Source organism: Streptomyces sp. NPDC054866 (assembly GCF_053610745.1).
Window position 1 is genome coordinate 58,992 of sequence record NZ_JBSGZA010000008.1, and the last position, 20,982, is coordinate 79,973.

Below are 20,982 nucleotides of genomic sequence, written 5' to 3' on the forward strand. Positions count from 1 at the left end.
GGCTTCGCACAACGCATTGCGGTGATCGAAGTCCCGCCGTAGAAATCCCCCATGAGAAGACGCGTCATGTCCATGCTCGTCGGGGTCACCCTCGCGGCGAGCACACTCCTCAACGCGGGCCCGGCGGCGGCCGACACGCCACCGCCCGAGTTCGGCAACGACTGGCACGACCCAATCACGGCCGCCCCGCCCGTCCCGAAGCCGCACACCACGTCGTGCGAAGTGACCGTGGCCGAGGCGCAGTTCAAGGACTTCACGCCCTACGAGGGTACCTACAGCCCGCCCGCGAAGTGCGGCGCCGGTGACTGGGGCAAGGTGGTCCTGCGCCTCGACGGCAAGGTCAAGGGGCGGCAGTACGACCGCCTCGGGTATCTCCGCATAGGCGGCGTCGAGGTCTTCCGGACGTCCACGCCCGAGCCGTCCGTCGACGGCATCACCTGGTCCGTCGAGAAGGACGTCACGCGCTACCGCGAGACACTGCGGCGCGACCAGCGGGTCGAGATGCTCATTGGGAACGTCGTCAACGAGACGTACACGGGCATCATCGACGTCAAGGCGACCCTGACGTTCTACGCGGCGCACAAGGGCGGCGCCCAGAGCAAGCGGACGCCGACGCCCCCGGACCGCGTCCTGCCGCTGGGGGACGGCACCACTCTCACCACCCCGCGCAACAGCGAGCGCATCGTCGCCGAGGTCTACGCGACCGGCTCCGGCGGCGGCTGCGAGGAGTACTGGTATCTGACGGTCCCGGACGCGGCGCCGTACTCCTGCAAGGCCGAGGACGGGCCCTACCGCGAGGTGCAGGTCACGGTCGACGGCCAACTCGCCGGAATCGCCACGCCGTTCCCGACCGTGTGGACCGGCGGCTGGTCCAACCCCTTCCTGTGGTACGTGATCCCCGGCCCCCGCGCCTTCGACATCAAGCCCATCGAGTACGACCTGACACCCTTCGCCGGACTGCTCAACGACGGCCGTCCGCACCAGGTGGAGGTGTCCGTCGCGGGCAGGCCGGAGGCGACGACCGGCTGGCACACTCCGACGAACGTCCTGGTCTGGCAGGACGAGAAGCGCGAGCACGTCACCGGGAAGCTGACCGCGCACCAGGCGGGCGACCTCGCCAACAAGGCGACGTACACGCCCGGTTCGCCGGAGCGCGAGCACCGGCTCGACACCAAGGGCAGTCACCGGCTCAGCGTCTCGGGGTACGTCGACACCTCCCACGGCCGCGTCGAGACGACCGTCACCCGCGCGCTCGCCAACACCTCCGTCCACCACTGGACCGATGGCGAGTCCACCGACGCGCTCAAGTCCACCTGGACCGACCGCGAGACGGTGACGACAGACGGCCGTGCCACCCGCACCGACCGGACCTACACGATGGACGGCATGACGACGCTCGGCGCGGGCGACCGGCTGCGCACGAAGATCGCCCTCGGCGACCGCGCGGAGACGGTCGTCTCGAACGACGGGCGCCGCACGGCCCGTTCGGTGACCGACGACCGCTACGAGGGCGACGCGACGTACACCGCCAACGTCCCGCGCGAGGACCGGCACGCCGTCGGCACGTCGCGTGAGCGCTATCGCGTGTACGGCGACGGCGGCTGCTACGACCGCACGCTGGCGACCGAGCAGGGGACGCTGACGGTGAACCGGCTGCGCTGCTGAGCTCCCCCCGCCCAGCTCCCGGGATCTGGACGGTCGGCTCCAGGGATTTGGAGCATGATCCAAGATTTACGCCGATGTGATCTGGAGGACTTTTGCGGAAGCGGGCACTCCGCAATAGTGACGCCTCGCGGAAAGAAACTTCCGTATGCCAGAAGTCACTTGAAGCCTCACTACAGGAGTGCCCGTGCCGCAGTCCGTACCGTCCATACCGCGACGCGTAGCACGCACATTGCGAACCTCACTGTTCGCGCAGGTCGCCTGCGCGTTGGTGCTCGGAGTCCTCGTCGGAAGGCTGTGGCCCGACGCGGGCACCGCCGTCCAACCGCTCGGCGACGGCTTCGTACGTCTCATCAAGGCGATGATCGCCCCGCTCGTGTTCTGCGTGGTCGTCGCCGGAATCACCAAGGCCGGAGACCTCAAGGCCTTCGGCCGCATCGGGATCAAGGCCCTCATCTGGTTCGAGGTCGCGACCACCATCGCCCTCGTCGTCGGCCTGGTCGCCGGAAACCTCGTCCGCCCCGGCGCCGGCATGAACGTCGACCCCTCCACACTCGACACCTCGGCCGTCGACGAGAAGACCGGCGGCGGTGAACTCCCCTCGACCAGCGAGTTCATCCTGCACTCGCTGCCCGACAGCGCGATCGGCGCCTTCGCCGAGAACTCACTGCTCCAAGTCCTCGTCCTGTCCTGCCTGGTGGGCGCCGCCCTGCTGCACCTGGGCAACACGAAGGTCCCCGCGATCCTGCCCGCCATCGAGCAGGGCCAGGAGATCGTCTTCGCGATCGTCGGCTTCATCATGAAGCTGGCACCGCTCGCCGTCTTCGGCGCGACCGCGCACCTGGTGGGGGAGTACGGGCTCGGCGCCCTGTCGACGTACGGCAAGCTCATCGGCGTCTGTTACGCGGTGGCCCTGCTCTTCCTCGTCCTGCTCGGCGTCGCCCTGAAGGCGTTGACCGGCCTGAGCCTTTGGAAGTTCGTCCGCTACACGCGCGAGGAGATGCTGCTCGCGCTCGGCACGGCCTCCAGCGAGACCGTCATGCCGCGCATGATGCAGAAGCTGCGCCAGGCGGGCTGCCGCGACGACGCGGTGGGCCTCGTCCTGCCGACGGGGTACTCCTTCAACCTCGACGGCGCCTCGATCTACCTCTCCGTCGGTACGTTGTTCATCGCGCAGGCCGTGGGCGTGGACCTGAGCCTGGGCCAGCAGATCACGGTCGTCCTCGTCCTGATGCTGACCAGCAAGGGCATGGCGGGCGTGCCCGGTTCGGCGTTCCTGGCGCTCTCCGCGACCGCCTCCGCGCTCGGGGTCATCCCGGCCGGCGCGGTCGCGCTGCTGCTCGGCGTGGACCGCATCATGGACGCCATGCGCGTCGCCACGAACCTGCTCGGCAACTGCGTCGCCGTCTTCGTGGTCTCGCGCTGGGAAGGCGCTCTGGACACGGCGCGGGCGAAGAAGGTGCTCGGCGGCGAGATCGCGTTCGTACCGGAACAGGCGGACGAGCCCGGCAGCGCCGATCTGAGCACCGCCGGGCCCAAGTCCCTTACGCCTGCGGCTTCTCCGAATCCACTCCCGGACGCGCCTTCTTCCACAGCCCGCGAGTGAAGTCAGGGATCGCCTGCGGCGCGCCCTTCGCCTTGATCGACAGATGGCTCAGGGGGACGGGCGACGTCCAGACCGCGGCGTCGTAGACGTCGAAGTCAGGCACGAGACCGAGCTGCATGGTCTGCATCAGACGGAAGATCATGATGTAGTCCATGCCGCCGTGCCCGCCCGGCGGGTTGGAGTGCTCCTTCCACAGCCAGTGGTCGAAGTCCGCGTACTTGGAGAAGTCGGCCCACTGGTCGTTCGTGTGGTCCGGCTCGATGTAGATGCGGGCGGGGTAGTCCTCGAAGACGCCCTTCGTGCCGCCGAGGCTGTTGATGCGGCTGTAGGGGTGGGGGGTCGAGACGTCGTGCTCCAGACGGATCACCCGCCCCTTCGCCGTCTGGACGAGGCTGATGGTGCGGTCGCTCTCGATGTACGTCTCCTTCCAGCTCGGGTCGCCTGGAGGCATGTGCGCCTTGCGGTACTCGGCGAGGCCGAGGGCGGGCGTGCCGAAGCTGGAGATGTGCGTGACGCGGTCGCCGCGGTTGATGTCCATGTAGTTGGAGACCGGGCCGAAGCCGTGGTTGGGGTAGAGGTCGCCGCGCAACCGCGTGTGCCACAAGCGGCGCCACGGACCCTCGTAGTAGTCAGGGTCGAACATCAGGCCGCGCAGGTCGTGGTTGTAGGCGCCCGCACCGTGCAGCAGATCACCGAACTTGCCCGCGTGGGCCATGCGCAGGACGCGCATCTCGTTCTTGCCGTAACAGCAGTTCTCCAACTGCATGCAGTGTCTGCGGGTCCGCTCGGAGAGGTCGACCAGTTCCCAGAGCTGGTCGAGCTGAAGGGAGACCGGACACTCCACGCCGACGTGCTTGCCATTGAGCATCGCGGACTTGGCCATGTCGAAGTGCCAGTCCCAGGGCGTCGCCACGTACACGAAGTCGATGTCCCCGCGCTTGCACAGGTTCTCGAAGTCGTGATCGCCCTTGGTGTACGTCGCCGGTGCGGGCTGGCCCGCGTCGGTGACCTTCTTCGCGGCCGCCGCGGTCTTGTCCTTGACCGGGTCGCAGAGCGCGACGACCTTCACCCCCGGGATCGCCAGGAACAGGTCGATCATGCTGCCGCCGCGGTTGCCGAGCCCGACGATGCCGACGCGCACCGTGGAACGCCGCTCGAACGGTACGCCGATCATGGTCTTGCCCTTGCGGGGCGGTGCATCGGCGGCCGTGGCCGCAGCGGCGGGCGATGCGGGTGCGCCCTGCGGTGCGTCGGCGTGGGCCGTGCCGCCGGCGAGGGCGCCGAGGCCGAGCCCGGCCCCCGCGAGGCCGGCGGTGCGGAGCACGGCGCGGCGGGATGCGCCGTCGGTGGACTCGTCGGGGGTCGCGGACTCGTCAGGGTTCGGTATCGCGTGCTCGTCGTGCATCGGACCTCCGTGGCTTGGATGCCTGCGCTGGAACGGATGCCACCCTGATGGGGGGGACGGGCGTGGCGCAAGGGACCGAAGTGGCCAGGGAGTTGGATTTATTTCGCGCCCTCCTGCGGGGCGACTTGTGCAGGCGTACCAGCCGGTGGTGTTTCGGAGGTGTCTACGGACGCGTCGCGCGCTCCAGCTCCAGGAGTACGGAGTAGTAGGCGCGGCCCGTGGCGTGGTCCATGCCCACCTCGCACATGCGGTTCGCCGAGAGGTGCGCGTCGAAGGGGCGGGCGGTGACCTCGGCCGCCTCCTTGCGGGTGGCGGACTCCGTCAGCTCCTTGTGCAGCATGCCGCGGTCGCCCGCGAAGGCGCAGCAGCCCGCGTCGTCCGGGACCACCACTTCGTCCGCGCAGGCCTCGGCGACGGCGCGCAGCTGGGCCTCGTCGCCGAGATGGCTCATGGAGCAGGTGGGGTGCAGGACGGCGGAGCCGACCGTGCGGTACACGCTCAGGTGGGGGAGCAGCTCGTCCGCGGCCCAGACGAGGGAGTCGACCACGGTCAGCTCCCGGTGCAACTGCCGGTTGTCGGCGGTGAGATAGGGCACGACTTCATGCGCGATGCCGAGCGTGCAGGACGAGGCGTCCACGACAAGGGGCAGCCTGCCGCCCGCCGTCCAGCCCCAGGCCGCCTCGACAATGCGATTGGCCATCACCGCATTGCCCGCGTCGTACCCCTTGGAGTGCCAGATCGTCGCGCAGCACGTCCCCGCGACATCGTCCGGAATCCAAAGCGGCCTTCCCGCGCGCGTGGAGACGGCGACGATCGCCTCCGGAAGGGAGCGGTCGCCGGGGCTTGCGAAGATGCGGTTGACGCACGCCGGGTAGTAGACGGCGCTCGCGCCCACGCGCGTGGTGTGCGGTAGCTTTCGGGCGGCCGCTCCCGGGATGTCCGGCAGCCACTCGGGAACCAGATCGGGGCGGACGGCCTTGCGCGCGGTGCGCGTCACCGAGGTCAGGAGCCGGTCGCTGATGCGGTCGGCGGCGGCCACGGCGAGCCGCGCGGCGGCCTCGACCGCCTTGAAGTTCCTCGCGGCGAGGGCGGCCGTCTTCTCCTCGCGCGGCGAGTGCCGTGCGTGCCGGAAGTCCTTCATCAGGGCGCCCGTGTCGATGCCCACGGGGCAGGCCAGCTTGCAGGTGGAGTCGCCGGCGCAGGTGTCCACGGCGTCGTATCCGTACGCCTCGACCAGGCCGTCCTCGACCGGGGAGCCGGGCGCCTGGCGCATCATCTCGCGGCGCAGCACGATCCGCTGGCGCGGAGTGGTCGTCAAGTCCTCGCTGGGGCAGGTCGGTTCGCAGAAGCCGCACTCGATGCAGGGGTCCGCGATCAGCTCCACCTTGGGGATCGTCTTCAGGCCGCGGAGGTGGGCCTTCGGGTCGCGGTCGAGGACGATGCGGGGCGCGAGCACGCCGTCCGGGTCGATGACCTGCTTGGTGCGCCACATCAACTCCGTGGCCCTCGGGCCCCATTCGAGCTCCAGGAACGGGGCGATGTTGCGTCCCGTGGCGTGCTCGGCCTTGAGCGAGCCGTCGAAGCGCTCGACGGTCAGGCTGCAGAATGCGTCCATGAACGCGGCATAGCGCTCCACGTCCGACGGCAGGCCCGCGTCGAAGGCGAGCAGGAAGTGCAGATTGCCGTGCGCGGCGTGCCCCGCGACGGCCGCGTCGAAGCCGTGCCGCGTCTGGAGCTCCAGCAATGCCTCGCAGGCTTCGGCGAGACGCGACGGTGGCACCGCGAAGTCCTCGGTGATCAGTGTCGTCCCGGACGGCCGCGAGCCGCCGACCGCTGTCACGAAGGCCTTGCGGGCCTTCCAGTAGCCTCCGATCGTCTTCGGGTCGCGCGTGAAGGCGTTGGTCACCGAAGCGACCGGCGCGACGAGTTCGAGCCCCTTGACGACCTCGGCTGCCGCTGCTTCGTACGCCTCCTGGCGTGCCTCGTCCGGCGCGCGGAACTCCACCAGGAGCGCGGCCGTCGACTTCGGGAGCCGCGCCCAGTCGGCGGGCACCCCCGCCACGCTGGTCGAGGCGCGCAGGGTGTTGCCGTCCATCAGCTCGACGGCCAGCGCGCCCGCTTCGTTGAACAGCGGGACGGCCGCCGCCGCGGCCGGCAGGGAGGGGAAGAACAGCAGGCCCGTGGTGACGTGCCGGTCCAGTGGAAGCGTGTCGAAGACGACCTCCGAGATGAACCCGAAGGTGCCCTCGGAGCCGACCATCAGGCCGCGCAGGATCTCGACGGGCGTCGCGCCGTCCAGGAACGCGTCCAGGCGGTAGCCGTTCGTGTTCTTGATCTCGTACTTGGCGCGGATGCGGGCGGTGAGCTCCTGGTCCGCCTCGATCTCCCGCTTGATCGCCAACAGGCCCTCGCACAGGGCCGGTTCCGCGTGCGCCAGCTCGTCGTCGGCCTCCGGGTCCGCCGTGTCGACGACCGTGCCCGTCGGCAGGACGAAGGTGAGCGAGGCCACCGTGCGATACGAGTTGCGGGTGGTGCCCGCCGTCATGCCGGACGCGTTGTTCGCGACGACCCCGCCGATCGTGCAGGCGATGGCGCTCGCCGGGTCGGGGCCGAGCACCCGGCCGTGCCGGGCGAGCGTGGCGTTGGCCCGCAGGACCGTCGTGCCGGGGCCGATGCGGGCCTGCTCGCCGTCGCCGATGACCTCGACGCCCGCCCAGTGCTTGCGGACGTCGACCAGGATGTCCTCGCCCTGGGCCTGGCCGTTGAGCGAGGTGCCCGCCGCGCGGAAGACGACCTCGCGGCTCCTGCCGTGCGCGTACGACAGGACGGCGGAGATGTCGTCGATGTCCTCGGCGACGACCACGACCTGCGGCACGAAGCGGTAGGGGCTCGCATCGGATGCGTACCGCACGAGGTCGGAGATCTTCGTCAGGACCTTGTCGCTGCCGAGCAGGGCGGTCAGCTCCGAGCGCAGCGGCTCGGGAGTGCCCTTGGCCTGCCGGTCCGGCACCCGGTCGTGAGCCGGACCCTCCGGGCGCGACGCGGGGCGCAGGGCTTCCGGTTTGGGCTCCAGGATCGGCATGAGCTCTCCTCGGCGAGGCGGGCGGTCGGACGGTCGGACGGGCAAGCGGGTCCGGACGGTCGGCCAGGGTCAGCAGCGCCGGACGTCCGGCACGTCGAACAGTGCGTTCAGGAGGCCGCCAAGCTGCTCGCGCTGCTCGGCGTCCAGTGGAGCCAGGATGTCCTCCGCGGCGGCCCGGCGCGCGCTGCGCAGCTCCCTCAGCGCCTTGCGTCCCGCGTCCGTGAGCTCGATGCGGATCACCCGGCGGTTGGTGGGATCGGGGACGCGGCGCACGAGGTCACCGGCCTCCAGACCGTCGACCAGGCTGGTCACGGCGCGCGGGACCACTTCGAGGCGCTGGGCCAGGTCGGCCATGCGGGGCGGAGTGTCGTAGTGCACGAGGGTGCGCAGCAGGCGCGACTGGGCCGGGGTGATGCCGATCGGCACCAGATGGCGCTTCTGGATGCGGTGCAGCCTGCGGGTCAGCCGCAGCAGCTGTTCGGCGAGCAGTCCGTCGGCGTCCGGGGTGTTCATGCGGGAACATTATCAGGACCTTGTGCATTGTGAGCATAGGTAACAGTGAGCTATGCTCCCTCAATGATCGTCGGCCGTATCTCCATCTCTGCCGACCCTCACCGTCGGCCCCGTGCCGACTGCCCCGGCCGGCCCGTGCGCCGGCGCCGTCTCACCTCCCGTAGGAGCCCATGCCTCACGACGAACCCAAGTGGACACCGCAGCCCCTGGCCCCCGGCCAAGAGGAACAGCCGCGGCAGGTCCGCCGCATCCTCCGTCTCTTCCGCCCTTACCGCGCCCGCCTCGCGGTCGTCGGCCTGCTGGTCGGCGCCGCCTCCCTGGTCTCGGTCGCCACCCCCTTCCTGCTGAAGGAGATCCTCGACACCGCGATCCCGCAGGGACGGACGGGCCTGCTGAGCCTGCTCGCCCTGGGGATGATCCTCAGCGCGGTCGTCACCAGCGTCTTCGGCGTCCTGCAGACCCTGATCAGCACGACGGTCGGCCAGCGCGTCATGCACGACCTGCGCACCGCCGTGTACGGCCGGCTGCAGAGCATGTCGCTCGCCTTCTTCACCAGGACCCGCACCGGAGAGGTCCAGTCCCGCATCGCCAGCGACATCGGCGGCATGCAGGCGACGGTCACCTCCACCGCCACCTCCCTGGTCTCGAACCTCACCAGCGTGATCGCCACGATCGTCGCGATGCTCGCCCTCGACTGGCGCCTGACGGTCGTGTCGCTGCTCCTGCTGCCCGTCTTCGTGTGGATCAGCCGCCGGGTCGGCCGCGAACGCAAGAAGATAGCCACGCAGCGGCAGAAGCAGATGGCCGCGATGGCGGCGACGGTCACCGAATCGCTCTCCGTCAGCGGCATCCTGCTCGGCCGCACGATGGGCCGCGCCGACTCGCTCACCAAGTCCTTCGCCGACGAGTCCGAGCGTCTCGTCGACCTCGAGGTCCGCTCGAACATGGCGGGTCGCTGGCGCATGGCCGTCATCTCGATCGTCATGGCCGCCATGCCCGCCGTCATCTACTGGACCGCGGGCCTCGCCTTCCAGATGGGCGGCCCGACCGTCTCGATCGGCACGCTCGTCGCCTTCGTCTCGCTCCAGCAGGGCCTGTTCCGGCCCACCGTGAGCCTGCTCTCCACCGGCGTGCAGATCCAGACCTCGCTCGCGCTCTTCCAGCGCATCTTCGAGTATCTCGATCTGCCCATCGACATCAACGAGCCCGAGCGCCCGGTCCGCCTGGACAAGATCAAGGGCGAAGTCCGCTTCGAGGACGTCGAGTTCCGCTACGACGGAGAGGACGGCCAGAGCCGCCCGATCCTCGACGGCATCGACATCACCGTCCCCGCCGGCGGCAGCCTGGCCGTCGTCGGCCCCACCGGCTCTGGAAAGTCGACCCTCAGCTATCTGGTGCCGCGGCTGTACGACGTGACGGGCGGCCGCGTCACGATCGACGGCGTCGACGTACGCGACCTGGACTTCGACACGCTGGCCCGCGCGGTCGGTGTCGTCTCCCAGGAGACGTATCTCTTCCACGCCTCGGTCGCCGAGAACCTGCGCTTCGCCAAGCCCGACGCCACGGACGAGGAACTGATCGCGGCCGCCGGCGCCGCCCAGATCCACGACCACATCGCGTCCCTGCCCGACGGGTACGACACGGTGGTCGGCGAGCGCGGCCACCGCTTCTCCGGAGGCGAGAAGCAGCGCCTCGCCATCGCCCGTACGATCCTGCGCGATCCGCCCGTGCTCATCCTGGACGAGGCGACCAGCGCCCTGGACACGCACACCGAGCACGCCGTGCAGGAAGCCATCGACGCCCTGTCCGCCGACCGGACGACGCTCACGATCGCCCACCGCCTCTCCACGGTCCGCGACGCCGACCAGATCGTGGTCCTGGAAGCGGGCCGGACCGCCGAGCGCGGCAGCCACGAGGAACTCCTGGAGAAGGACGGCCGTTACGCCGCCCTGGTCCGAAGAGACGCCCAACTGGAGCCAGCAAGATGAAGATATGCACGGAATGTCGGCATTTGCGGGATACCGTGCCCGCATGCTGCAGACCAAGACTCCGCGCCGGGGCACGATTCGACTGACGCGTCGGGGCCGGATCGCCCTGATCGCGACCGGAGCCGTCGCGGCGGTCACCGCCGTGTCGGTGCCGCTGCTGCTCCCGGATGACGACGGACGCCCCGAGTCACTGACCATCCCGGAGGGCTGGCGCTCCAGCCAGGTGTACGGGGCCGTCGACAAGGTTCTCGATGTGCCGACCGGCACCACGAAGAAGGCCCTTCCCAAGGCGGGCCTCAAACTTCCCGCCGACGCACGCGGCAACCCCGAGGGTTATCTCTTCCCGGCCACGTATCCCATCAGCGACCAGTCGACCCCCGCGTCCGTGCTCTCGTACATGGTGAACACGGCCGCCAAGAAGTTCAGCGGCAACCACGTCACGGCGGGCGCCGAACGCAACGCCGTGAACGTCTACCAGACCGTCACCATCGCCAGCATCATCGAAGCCGAGGCGGACTCCAAGGAGGACATGGGCAAGGTGGCCCGGGTCATCTTCAACCGCCTCGAACAGGGCATGCCGCTGCAGATGGACTCGACGATCAACTACGCCCTGAACCGCTCCACGCTGAACACCCGCGACCGCGACACGGAGATCAACAGCCCGTACAACACCTATGCGCGCATGGGTCTGCCCCCCACTCCGATCGGCAACCCCGGCGAGGAGGCGATGCGCGCGGCGACCACTCCGGCGCAGGGCAACTGGCTGTACTTCGTGACGGTGAAGCCGGGAGACACCCGCTTCACGGCGAGCTTCGAGGAACAGCAGAAGAACGTGGCTGAGTTCAACAAGAACAAGAGCAAGGACCAGAAGAAGCAGGGGGCCTGAGGGCACCGGACGTCCTGACGTCCTGGAGCCCGGCGCTCGGACGGCGGCACGAGCGCCGGGCGCCCCGGTTTCACACCGTGACGGGCACGTCCTCAAGGAGCCGCTTGATGTCCCGCACCGCCGCCCGCCCCGCACGGTTCGCGCCGATCGTGCTGGCCGACGGCCCGTACCCCACCAGGTGGACGCGGGGGTCGGCGGCGGCGCGGGTGCCCTCGATCCGGATGCCGCCTCCCGCCTCGCGCAGCCGCAGCGGCGCCAAGTGCTCGATGGCCGCACGGAATCCGGTGGCCCAGACAATGACGTCGGCCTCCACGTGCCGCCCGTCGTCCCACTCGACGCCGCTCGGCGTGATGCGGTCGAACATCGGGAGCCGGTCGAGCACCCCGTCGGCCCGCGCCTGCCGGATGGCGTCGTTGACAGGCAGCCCGGTCACGGACACCACGCTCTGCGGCGCGAGCCCCTGCCGCACCCGCTCCTCGACCATGGCGACCGCCGAGCGCCCCCAGTTCTCGTCGAACGGCCCCTCGCGGAAGACGGGCTCCCGCCGAGTGACCCAGGTGGTCTCGGCGGCGTACGGGGCGATCTCCATCAGATGCTGGGTGCCCGAGGCCCCGCCGCCCACGACGATCACCCGCTGCCCCTTGAACGCCTCGGGCCCCGGATAGAGGGCCGTGTGCAACTGCCGCCCACGGAAGGTGTCCTGCCCCGGGTAGCGCGGCCAGAACGGCCGGTCCCACGTGCCCGTGGCGTTGATCAGCGTCCGGGTGGCCCACGTCCCGGCCGAGGTCTCGACCAGCAGCCGCCCGCCGTCCCCTTCCCGCACCTGCCGTACGTCGACGGGGCGGCGCACCCGCAGGTCGAAGCGGTGCTCGTACGCCTCGAAGTACTCCCGGATGACCTCTGACGAGGGACGCGCGGGGTCGGCGCCGGTCAGCTCCATCCCCGGGAGCGCATGCATCCCGTGCACTTTCCCGTAGGTGAGCGAGGGCCAGCGGAACTGCCACGCACCGCCGGGCCGGGGCGAGTGGTCCAGGACGACGAAGTCCCGGTCCGGCTCGAAGCCGACCCTGCGCAGGTGATAGGCGCTGGACAGGCCCGCCTGCCCGGCGCCTATGACGACCGCGTCCACCTCTTGTGCCGCTTGTGCCGCTTCGTGTGCGGCCGCGTCCCGTGCCCCGATGCCGTTCACGTTTCTACTAACTCCATCGGGGCACGGGATCTTCCCGCGCGGGCCTCCGGGTCAGCGCCCGCCCGCCACGAGCATCAGCGCCCGCCCGCCACCAGCAGCGGGGCGCCGCCCGGAGCCGAGGCCGGGCGCCCGTTCGCCGCGGGCACACCCGCCAGCTGCGACGCCGGAATCCGGGGCAGCAGCCCGCGCGCCGCCAGATGCGGGATCACGCCCTCGCCGAACCAGTACGCCTCCTCCAGATGCGGATAGCCCGACAGCACGAAGTGCTCCACACCCAGCGCGTGATACTCCTCGATCCGGTCGGCGACGTCCGCGTGGCTGCCGACGAGCGCGGTGCCCGCGCCGCCCCGTACGAGACCCACGCCCGCCCACAGGTTCGGCGAGATCTCCAGGTCGTCGCGGGAACCGCCGTGCAGCGCGAGCATCCGCTGCTGGCCGACGGACTCGCTGCGGCCGAGCGCCTGCTGGGCGGCGGCGATGGTGTCCGGGTCGAGGTCGTCGAGCAGCCGGTTCGCCGTGGCCCACGCCTCGGCGGCGGAATCACGCGAGATGGTGTGAAGGCGGATCCCGAACCGGACCGTGCGCCCCTGTTCCTCGGCGAGACCACGAATCCAGTCGATCTTCTGCTTGACCTGCTCCGGCGGCTCACCCCACGTCAGATACACATCGGTGTGCCGCGCCGCGACCGGCCCGGCCGCCGCCGACGAACCCCCGAAGAAGATCTCCGGCAGCGGGTCCGGCGGCAGCGCGGTGAGACCGCCCTCCACGTCGTAGTGCTCGCCGTGGAAGTCGAAGGGCTTCCCGCTCCACACGCCCCGTACGACGGACAGGAACTCATCGGTACGGGCATAACGGCGATCGTGGTCGAGATGGTCGCCGAAGCGCCGCTGCTCGGTCGAGTCGCCGCCCGTGACGACGTTCAGGAGCAGCCGCCCGCGCGTGATGCGCTGATACGTGGCCGCCATCTGCGCGGCGAGCACCGGCGATATGACGCCGGGCCGGAACGCCACCAGGAACTTGAGCCGCTCGGTGTGCTGGGCGAGGGCGACCGTCGTCAGCCAGGCGTCCTCGCACCAGGTGCCGGTCGGGGTGAGGACCGCCTCGAAGCCCACCTGCTCGGCGGCCTTGGCGATCTGGATCAGATAGTCGATGTCGGGGGCCCGCACCCCGCTGACGGGGGTGACGCGGGAGCGCTTGATGCCGCCGTCGGTGTAGGCGTGGCGGTCCACGAGGGTGCGGCCGTCGCCGCCGGTCGGCAGGAACCAGTTGAGGTGGACGGTCATCGTCAGGACTCCTTGCGGTACGTGCGCGGCTTGCTGGTGGAGGGCGGCAGGTCGCCGTTGAAGCGGGTGTCGACGAAGTCGCCGAAGTCGATGCGGCGCGGGATGAGCTTCTGGTCGGCGAAGGTGTCCGCGATCTCCTGCTCGGAGGTGATCGCGTTCTTGTCCACGGCCACCGGGACCCGTGTGCCGTTGGTGCGCTTGACCGCGGCGAGCGCGACCTCGTACGGCAGTCCGGTGTCCTTCGCCCAGACCTTCGCCCACTCCTCCGGATGGTCGTAGACCCAGTCCTGGGCCTTGCGCAGCCGCTTGAGGTAGTCGTCTATGGCCGCGGACTTCTTCTTGTCCTTGAGCGCGCCGGGCGCCGCCACCTGGAAGTTGAGGCCGTTGACGACTCCGTCGCCGTCGGTCAGGACATGGCCCTTCGTGCTCTCCAGGACCTGCGAGGTGTACGGGTCCCAGACCGACCATGCGTCCACCTTGCCGCTGGTGAACGCGGCCAGCGCGTCGGCCGGCTGGAGATACTTGACCTTGACGTCCTTGAAGCCGAGCCCGGCCTTCTCGAGGGACGCGATCAACTGGTAGTGCGCCGACGAACCCTGCGCCACGGCGACGGACTTGCCCTTGAGGTCCTCGGCCTTCTTCAGCGGCGAGCCGTTCGGGACGAGGATCGCCTCGCCCGCCGCGGTGCCGTGGGTGGCGGCCACCACGGAGATCTTCGAGTTCGCTCCGGCGGCGAAGACGGGCGGTGTGTTGCCGACGGCGCCGATGTCCACGGCCTTGGCGTTGACGGCCTCCAGGAGGGGCGGCCCGGAGGTGAAGGTGGACCAGCGGATCTTGTACTTCAGGTCGTCGAGCTCCCCGGCCGCACGCAGCACGGCCTCCGAACCACCCTTCTGGTCCCCGACGTTGAGGGTGAGCGACCCCTGGCCGTCGGTCCCGCCACCGGCGCCGCCGGACGAGGTGTTCGCGGAGGAGGAGCCGGAGCAGGCGGCGAGCAGCAGGGTCAGGGGGAGGAGCAGGGCGGGGGCGGCGAGGTGTCGTCGCATGGTGAGTCCGTTCGGTCTGTTCGTGCTGTTCACGGGGGAGGGGGGATGCGGGAGGTTCATGCCGCGGCAGCGGCTTCCGCGGCTTCTGCGGAGTGGGGCGCGTCGACGCCCAGGCGCTGCAGAAGCTCGGCACGCAGTTCGGCGAAGCGCGGATCGGAGATGCCGCGCGGCCGGTCCAGATCGATCTCGGTCTCGTACGCGATGACCCCGTCGTCCATGACGAGCACCCGGTCGGCGAGGAGCACGGCTTCCTCGACGTCGTGCGTGACGAGCAGGACGGCGCAGCCGCGCCGCTGCCACAGTTCGTCGACCAGACGCTGGGCCTTGATGCGGGTGAGCGCGTCGAGCGCGCCGAACGGCTCGTCGAGCAGCAGCAGATCGGGCTCGCGCACCAGGGCCCGGGCCAGTGAGGCGCGCTGAGCCTCGCCGCCGGAGAGCGTCTTGGGCCAGGCGTCGGTACGGTGCTTGAGCCCGACCTCCTCCAACGCCCTTTCGGCTACGGCGCGTTCGGGCTTTCCCTTCAGCCCGAGCAGGACGTTGCGCCATACGCGCTTCCAGGGCATGAGCCGGGGCGCCTGGAACGCGACGGCCTTGCGGCGCGGCACGAGGACCGTTCCCTCGATGTCCCGGTCGAGCCCGGCGAGGATGCGCAACAGGGTCGACTTGCCGCAGCCGCTGCGCCCGAGCAGCGCCACGAACTCACCCGGCCGCACGTCGAGGTCGAGGTGGTCGATGACGGCACGCCCGTCGAAGGAGCGGGTGAGACCTTCGACGCGTACGGCCGAAGTGGCCTGTGTCGTCAGGGCGTTGGGGGTCACCGGCCGGTGAACGTCGGTCGCCATTGCAGCAGCAGCCTTTCGAGGGTGCGGACGATGAAGTCGGCGATGAGGCCGAGGAAGGCGTAGACGATCAGGCAGACGACGATCACGTCGGTGCGCAGGAAGTCACGTGCCTGGACCATCAGGAAGCCGATCCCGGAGTCCGCGTTGATCTGTTCGGCGAAGACGAGGGCGAGCCAGGCGATGCCCAGGGAGTACCGCAGCCCGGTCATCGCACCCGGCAGCGCGCCCGGCAGGATGACGTGCCGCACGAGCCCCCACCGCGAGAGCCCGAGGGACTCACCGGCCTCGATGAGCTGCGAGTCGACCCCGCGGATGCCCGCGTACACGTTCAGATAGAGCGGGAAGGAGACGCCCAGCGTGATGATGGCGACCTTGGGTGCCTCACCGATGCCGAACCAGATGATGAACAGCGGGATGAGCCCGACGAACGGCACGGTACGGAGCATCTGCACGCTCGCGTCGACGAGATCCTCGCCGACGCGGAAGAGCCCGGAGACGAGGGCGAGCGAGGTCCCGACGAGGGTGCCGAGTAGCAGTCCCACCGCGACACGTTGCAGGGAGACCCCCATGGCGGAGGTCAGCGAACCGTCGGCGAGCAGATCGCGGGCGACGCCGGCGATGGTCCCCGGCGAGGCGAGGATGTCTTTGGTCAACACCCCTGTGGAGCTGAGGAGTTGCCACAGGGCGAGGAGCGCGAGGGGGCCGGAGGTGCGGCGCAGCCAGCGGGGGACGCGGGCGCGGCGGGTGGACGACGGGGCGATGGGGACGAGATCGAGCTTGGATATTCCCGAAATGTCGGGTACGGAATCCGGCGGGGCATGGCTGATGCTCATGGGTCTCCACGGCAGGAGGGAGGGATGCCCGAATGGCCTACGCGCGGGATGGCGAGATCAACCGCGCGAGGGCAGCAGGGCAGAGAAGTGCGAGGGGGGAGAAGCTGACTGAGGGGGCGTCAGCAGCCGCGACGACACGCGGCAGAAGCCACCCGCAGCAGGTCGATGTGACCGCGCGTGGTGAGCAGAGCTGAACGCAACATGCCGCAGAACGTAGCCAGATCGTCCGCGCACGGTCAATGTCGTCTCGAAAGGCGGACGCCGCATATCAGTGGTTGGGAGCTCCGTGAGGGAAGATGGCCCCATGTCCGATGCTTTCACCACACGTGTCCTGAACGTCACCACCGGCTCGGCGGAGAAGGTCTTCGACCTCACCGACGACATCCAGAGCTTCCTGAGCGAGGCGGCGGCCGGCCGTGACGGCCTGCTCAACGTCTTCGTCCCCCACGCGACTGCCGGCATCGCGATCCTGGAGACGGGCGCGGGCAGCGACAACGACTTGCTGGCCGCGCTGCACACCCTGCTCCCCGCCGACGACCGCTGGCAGCACCGCCACGGCAGCCCCGGCCACGGCCGCGACCACGTCCTGCCTGCGCTGGTGCCGCCGCACGCGACGTTGCCGGTGCTGGGCGGCCGCCTGGAGTTGGGGACGTGGCAGTCGGTGTGCCTGGTCGATACGAACCGGGACAATCCGGAGCGAGGGGTGCGCCTCACCTTCCTTACGGGCTCCTGAGCTCCTCCCTGCGGGTTACTGAGCTCCTCCCCGAGCGCGGAGTGGGGTGCCGCCGGGCGCCTGCTCGGTGCTGCTGGTCATTGACGGAAGTCCTGTACGGCGGAAGCGAGTTGGCTATACGAATGATGCTGTGCACTCACTGCGTCGCCGCGACAACTGGTGGTCACTGACGGTTCGGCTGCTGATCCACCTGCTTCCCGGCGTGGCGGTCGCGACCGGGGCCCTGCTCGGACTGGTCTCTGCCGACCGAGTCACACCCGTCATGGTCGTCCTCACCGCTCTGCTGATGGTCAGCGGCATCGCGGTTCCGCCGGCCGTCGACCGGCTTCGGGCACGGGCCGCGCAGCAGACCGAGGAACAACTCCTCCTCGCACAAAGGCTGGAGAGCGCGGCCACGGAGCGTGCGGAGCAGCTGCGCGGTCACTTTCGCCCGAGGGGGCGTGGTGTCCTGCCATCCAGCCTCAGAGAAGGCACGTACTTCGCGGGCCGGGTGCAGGCCCTGCGCGAGCTGACCGCGTGGATCAACGCCGAGGGTTCGGACATCGCGCGATCCCGTGTGGTGACCGGGGCACCCGGATCAGGCAAGTCAGCCGTTCTCGGACGGCTGGTGAGCCTGGCCGATGCCCGGCTGCGCGGTGAGACGCCCACCGCACCGGACCAGCCCCTACCGCGGATCGGCGCCCTCAGCGCCGCCGTACATGTGAGGGGCCGCACGGTCGACGAGGTCGCCGCCGAGATCGCACGTGCGCTGACCATCGACGAGGCGACGGCCGGTGGCCTCCTCGCCAACCTCCGAGAAGCCCGGGATCATCGGGCGACCGTGGTGGTCGTGGACGGGGTCGACGAGGCAGCGGACGCCCAGCGGCTCATCGTCGACCTGCTGGAACCCCTCGCTGCGGCGGCGGGCAGGACGGGCATACGCCTCCTCGTCGGCACCCGTCCGGGAGGCCAGGACGACCTGCTGCGCCTGTTCGGAGGCTCGGCACGAGTCATCGACCTGGACGAGGCCCGCTATCTGGACCGGCGTGACATCGCCGAGTACGTCCGCCTCACGTTGCTCGCCGAGAGCGACCCGCAGCTCCCCACGCCCTACCGGCCCTGCCCTGAACTCGCGGCGTCGGTCGGCGCGGCTGTGGCAGTTCGCTGCGGCCGCAGTTTCCTGGTGGCACAGCTCACCGCACTGTCCCTCATGGCAGCGAGCGAACCCGTCGACACGGACAGCGCGGGCTGGCAGGAGACGTTTCCCACCACCGTCGGTGCCGCGATGGAACGCTACCTGCACGACGTGCAGCAAGGCGGACCGTGGCTGCGCGACCTGCTGATGGTCCTGGCCTGGTCCCAGGGAGACGGCTTCGACGACCCGCGAACCTGGGCGGCCGCGGCCACAGCACTGGGCACCGACACCTACTCGGAACGGGACGTCAACCGGTTGCTCCTGGACACCACGGCGACCGACCTGCTCCACCGCACCGAACGCGGATCGGGAGTCCGGCTCCGGCTCTTCCACGAAGCACTCGGCGAACACCTGCGCCAGCTCAGTGTCCGGCAGCGTCCACCGGCCGAGACCCACCGGCGCCTCACAGAAGTACTTCTCGAGCGCTTGTCGCCGACGTCCGGCGACGGGCCGGTCTGGGCTGACGCCGACTCCTACACGCGCACGTACCTGCCCTTCCACGCAGGCCAGGGCCAGGTGCTCGACAGGCTGCTGCGTGACGCGGGTTTCCTGGCCACGATGGATCCTGCCCGGCTGCTGGCAGCGCTGCCGACGGCGCGCACCCCGTCGGGACGGAGGCTGGCCCGCACCGTCCAGCGAGTCGGACAGCAACTGCTCGTGGCCTCCGAGGACGAGCGTGTCTGCTACCTCGAAATGGCGGCGCGAATGGTCGGCGACGAGGAGTTGGCCGCCTCATTGGCCGCTGCCTTTCCCGACCGCCCCTGGGCGGTGCGCTGGGCCCACTGGGACGACCTGGCCGCGACTCGCATGCTCGGTCACCACGACGACTACGTCCTCGCCCTCGCCACCGTCGAGCACCCGAGGGGAGCCGTGGTGCTCTCGGCAAGCGAGTGGGCTGTCCAGGCATGGTTCCTCAGGGACGGCAGCCCGTTGGCATCCGGGGTGCATGAACCCGAATCGGCCATCGTCGACATGACGGCGTCAGTGCGCAGTGGCGGCATCGCCGTCATCACGCTGCATCAGGACGGTCGTCTGCTGCGAACGGTGCCGGGCACGACCGACGGCCCGGATGTTCTCGCGGACCAGCGTGCCCTGCACGGCGTTTGGGCCGTCGTCATCGAGGGCGCCGCCGCAGTCGCGACGGTCAGTGAGGAGCGCGTCATCGAGATCCTGTCGGCCGAGGACGGCGGGTCGCTGAATCTTCCCCGCATCGTTCTCGGAGAACAGGAACGAGTGCTCACGGTGGGCCATGCGGGCGGACGATGCCTGGCCGTGCTGGCCACGGACATGGACGAGATCAGCACGTGGGACGTTGAGTCCGCCCGGCCGATCGGTGAACCGTTCGACGCCAGGGCGGAGATGGCGGCCTGGCGCGCCGATCTGCATGTCTGGAGCGCTTCGGTCGCGGAGCACGAGGGCGGACCAGTTCTGCTTCTGGGGACACAGGTCGGCCAGGTGATCGTATGGGATCCGGTGCGAGGGACGAGGATCGTCGACCCCTATCGCGGTGGAGCCGGCGTGTTCTCCACTCTCTTCTCGGGCCGCCACAGCGATCTTTGGTGTTGGGGCGATTGGAACGGGGACGTGTTCATCCGCCGGTCGGCCCAGGGAGAGGCAAAGCGAATCGCCATTCACGACGGCGGGGTGGAGGCCGTGGCGCAATGTGACATGGACGGAACCTGCTGGGTCGTCACGGGCGGGCGTGACGGTGCCGTCCGGGTCTGGGACAGCCGGGCGGATGCTCCGGAAGCTCCGGCCAACAAGTACCACGGGGTTGTCGCGGGAGCCGGGGAAGCGGAGGGCGATTGCGTGGCGGCGCTCAGCGCGGACGGACAGTTCGTGATCTTCGGCGCGGACACCGGGGACATCCTCGCGAGACTCGGATCGTCCGCCGAGAGGTGCTACCGGAGCGCGGCGGCAATGCCCGGCGACCCGACGTCCTTCGTCACCTTGGACACGGAAGGGCTCTTCGCGCTGCGGCGATTCCCGGACGGTCAGATGGCGTACGACCGCCGGCTCCCGGCGGAGGAGGAATGGGCTCGTATCGCCGTCCTCGAGCGAGAGCGACCGCTGCTGCTCACCGCCGCCGTCAGCGGTCGGCTCGGCTTCTTCGACCTGGCCTCGGGCGAACCGGTCCGGCCACCGCTCCACTGCCACGCCGGCAGATTCGCGGTGGCCCCGCTTCCGGACCAGCCAGACGATGCCCTGCGGTTCGTCACATGGGACTGGCAGGAAGACCAGACGCGTTTGTGGACCGTGACGGGCGAAGACGCACGGTTCGAGGATCTGGCCCTTTCCGGACGGACGGACATCGGCACCCCGTTCCGCACCACGGCTGTTTCCTTCGCCTGCTCGGGCCACGCTGCCGTCGTCGTGGGCGTGGGGTCCTACTCCCAGTTGACCGTCTGGAACGCCGAAGACGGTACACGTATGACTCACGCTCAACTTGAGCGCGGGCACGGCATGGAACTGACGGACGTCGACATGGCTCAGTACGGCCGGCGAGCGATTGCCGTCACCGGTGGTCATACCTGTTCCGTGGCGCTGTGGTCCCTGGAAAGCGGGCTGGAGCACCACGTGCGCGTCGGGTCACCCCTGTGGCGGACCAAAGTCCTCGGCCCACGTGGAGTGGTCGTGATCGGATCACGCGGCATCATGGCCATCGAACTTGGCTCCCGGACATTCGACCGGGTCGTCGGACCTCTCGATGGATGAGGGTCTTCCGTTTGTCGGGGTTCGA

Annotated in this window: 15 protein-coding genes; 6 read left to right on the top strand and 9 right to left on the bottom strand. The window is 69.8% G+C overall.

Annotation, left to right across the window (positions count from 1 at the left end):
- Positions 1 to 51 precede the first annotated feature (51 nt).
- Both ACWGI2_RS33395 and ACWGI2_RS33400 read left to right on the top strand, forming a co-directional pair.
- Positions 52 to 1,665, top strand: coding sequence for a peptide-N4-asparagine amidase (locus tag ACWGI2_RS33395; protein WP_453699519.1), 1,614 nt, complete (start codon positions 52 to 54; stop codon positions 1,663 to 1,665).
- A 184-nt stretch (positions 1,666 to 1,849) separates the two neighbouring features.
- A complete protein-coding gene (locus ACWGI2_RS33400) occupies positions 1,850 to 3,268 on the top strand; it encodes a cation:dicarboxylate symporter family transporter (RefSeq protein WP_453699520.1) in 1,419 nt (472 codons plus the stop codon).
- Here ACWGI2_RS33400 and ACWGI2_RS33405 read toward each other — a convergent pair.
- The 3 genes from ACWGI2_RS33405 to ACWGI2_RS33415 form a co-directional block, all read right to left on the bottom strand.
- On the bottom strand, positions 3,207 to 4,673 hold the full coding sequence (locus tag ACWGI2_RS33405) for a Gfo/Idh/MocA family protein (protein ID WP_453699522.1): 1,467 nt from the start codon (positions 4,671 to 4,673) through the stop codon (positions 3,207 to 3,209). The two genes, ACWGI2_RS33400 and ACWGI2_RS33405, sit on opposite strands and share 62 nt — an antisense overlap.
- Positions 4,674 to 4,836: 163 nt before the next feature.
- A complete protein-coding gene (locus tag ACWGI2_RS33410) occupies positions 4,837 to 7,755 on the bottom strand; it encodes an FAD-binding and (Fe-S)-binding domain-containing protein (protein WP_453699523.1) in 2,919 nt (972 codons plus the stop codon).
- Between the two features lie 69 nt (positions 7,756 to 7,824).
- Entirely contained in the window at positions 7,825 to 8,268 is a 444-nt protein-coding gene (locus ACWGI2_RS33415) for a MarR family winged helix-turn-helix transcriptional regulator (protein WP_160502753.1), read from the bottom strand.
- A gap of 170 nt (positions 8,269 to 8,438) precedes the next feature.
- Between ACWGI2_RS33415 and ACWGI2_RS33420 the strand changes: the two genes are divergently transcribed.
- Entirely contained in the window at positions 8,439 to 10,256 is a 1,818-nt protein-coding gene (locus ACWGI2_RS33420) for an ABC transporter ATP-binding protein (RefSeq protein WP_453398546.1), read from the top strand.
- A 46-nt stretch (positions 10,257 to 10,302) separates the two neighbouring features.
- Positions 10,303 to 11,142 carry an endolytic transglycosylase MltG gene (gene mltG, locus ACWGI2_RS33425; RefSeq protein ID WP_453398618.1) on the top strand — a complete coding sequence of 280 codons (840 nt, stop codon included), beginning with the start codon at positions 10,303 to 10,305 and terminating at the stop codon, positions 11,140 to 11,142.
- A gap of 70 nt (positions 11,143 to 11,212) precedes the next feature.
- Here the strand turns inward: mltG and ACWGI2_RS33430 are convergent, their stop codons facing one another.
- The 6 genes from ACWGI2_RS33430 to ACWGI2_RS33455 all read right to left on the bottom strand — a co-directional run bounded on the left by ACWGI2_RS33430 (position 11,213) and on the right by ACWGI2_RS33455 (position 16,538).
- Entirely contained in the window at positions 11,213 to 12,331 is a 1,119-nt protein-coding gene (locus ACWGI2_RS33430) for an NAD(P)-binding domain-containing protein (protein WP_453699524.1), read from the bottom strand.
- A 74-nt stretch (positions 12,332 to 12,405) separates the two neighbouring features.
- Positions 12,406 to 13,614, bottom strand: a complete 1,209-nt coding sequence (locus ACWGI2_RS33435) for an LLM class flavin-dependent oxidoreductase (protein ID WP_453699526.1) — start codon at positions 13,612 to 13,614, stop codon at positions 12,406 to 12,408.
- 2 nt (positions 13,615 to 13,616) lie between these two features.
- Positions 13,617 to 14,660: an ABC transporter substrate-binding protein gene (locus tag ACWGI2_RS33440; protein WP_453699527.1), complete on the bottom strand. Its 1,044-nt coding sequence runs from the start codon at positions 14,658 to 14,660 to the stop codon at positions 13,617 to 13,619.
- Between the two features lie 56 nt (positions 14,661 to 14,716).
- Complete coding sequence (locus ACWGI2_RS33445) at positions 14,717 to 15,502, bottom strand: ABC transporter ATP-binding protein (protein ID WP_453398542.1); 786 nt, start codon at positions 15,500 to 15,502, stop codon at positions 14,717 to 14,719.
- Entirely contained in the window at positions 15,475 to 16,335 is an 861-nt protein-coding gene (locus ACWGI2_RS33450) for an ABC transporter permease (protein WP_453699528.1), read from the bottom strand. The genes ACWGI2_RS33445 and ACWGI2_RS33450 overlap by 28 nt, the downstream gene beginning before the upstream one ends.
- Before the next feature lie 119 nt (positions 16,336 to 16,454).
- Entirely contained in the window at positions 16,455 to 16,538 is an 84-nt protein-coding gene (locus tag ACWGI2_RS33455) for a putative leader peptide (RefSeq protein ID WP_349817350.1), read from the bottom strand.
- A 101-nt stretch (positions 16,539 to 16,639) separates the two neighbouring features.
- Here ACWGI2_RS33455 and ACWGI2_RS33460 point away from each other — a divergent pair, with 101 nt between their 5' ends.
- Both ACWGI2_RS33460 and ACWGI2_RS33465 read left to right on the top strand, forming a co-directional pair.
- Complete coding sequence (locus ACWGI2_RS33460; protein WP_453699530.1) at positions 16,640 to 17,068, top strand: secondary thiamine-phosphate synthase enzyme YjbQ; 429 nt, start codon at positions 16,640 to 16,642, stop codon at positions 17,066 to 17,068.
- Between the two features lie 130 nt (positions 17,069 to 17,198).
- The gene (locus ACWGI2_RS33465; protein WP_453699531.1) at positions 17,199 to 20,957 is read left to right on the top strand and encodes an AAA family ATPase; all 3,759 of its coding nucleotides are present in this window, start codon (positions 17,199 to 17,201) and stop codon (positions 20,955 to 20,957) included.
- Positions 20,958 to 20,982 lie beyond the last annotated feature (25 nt).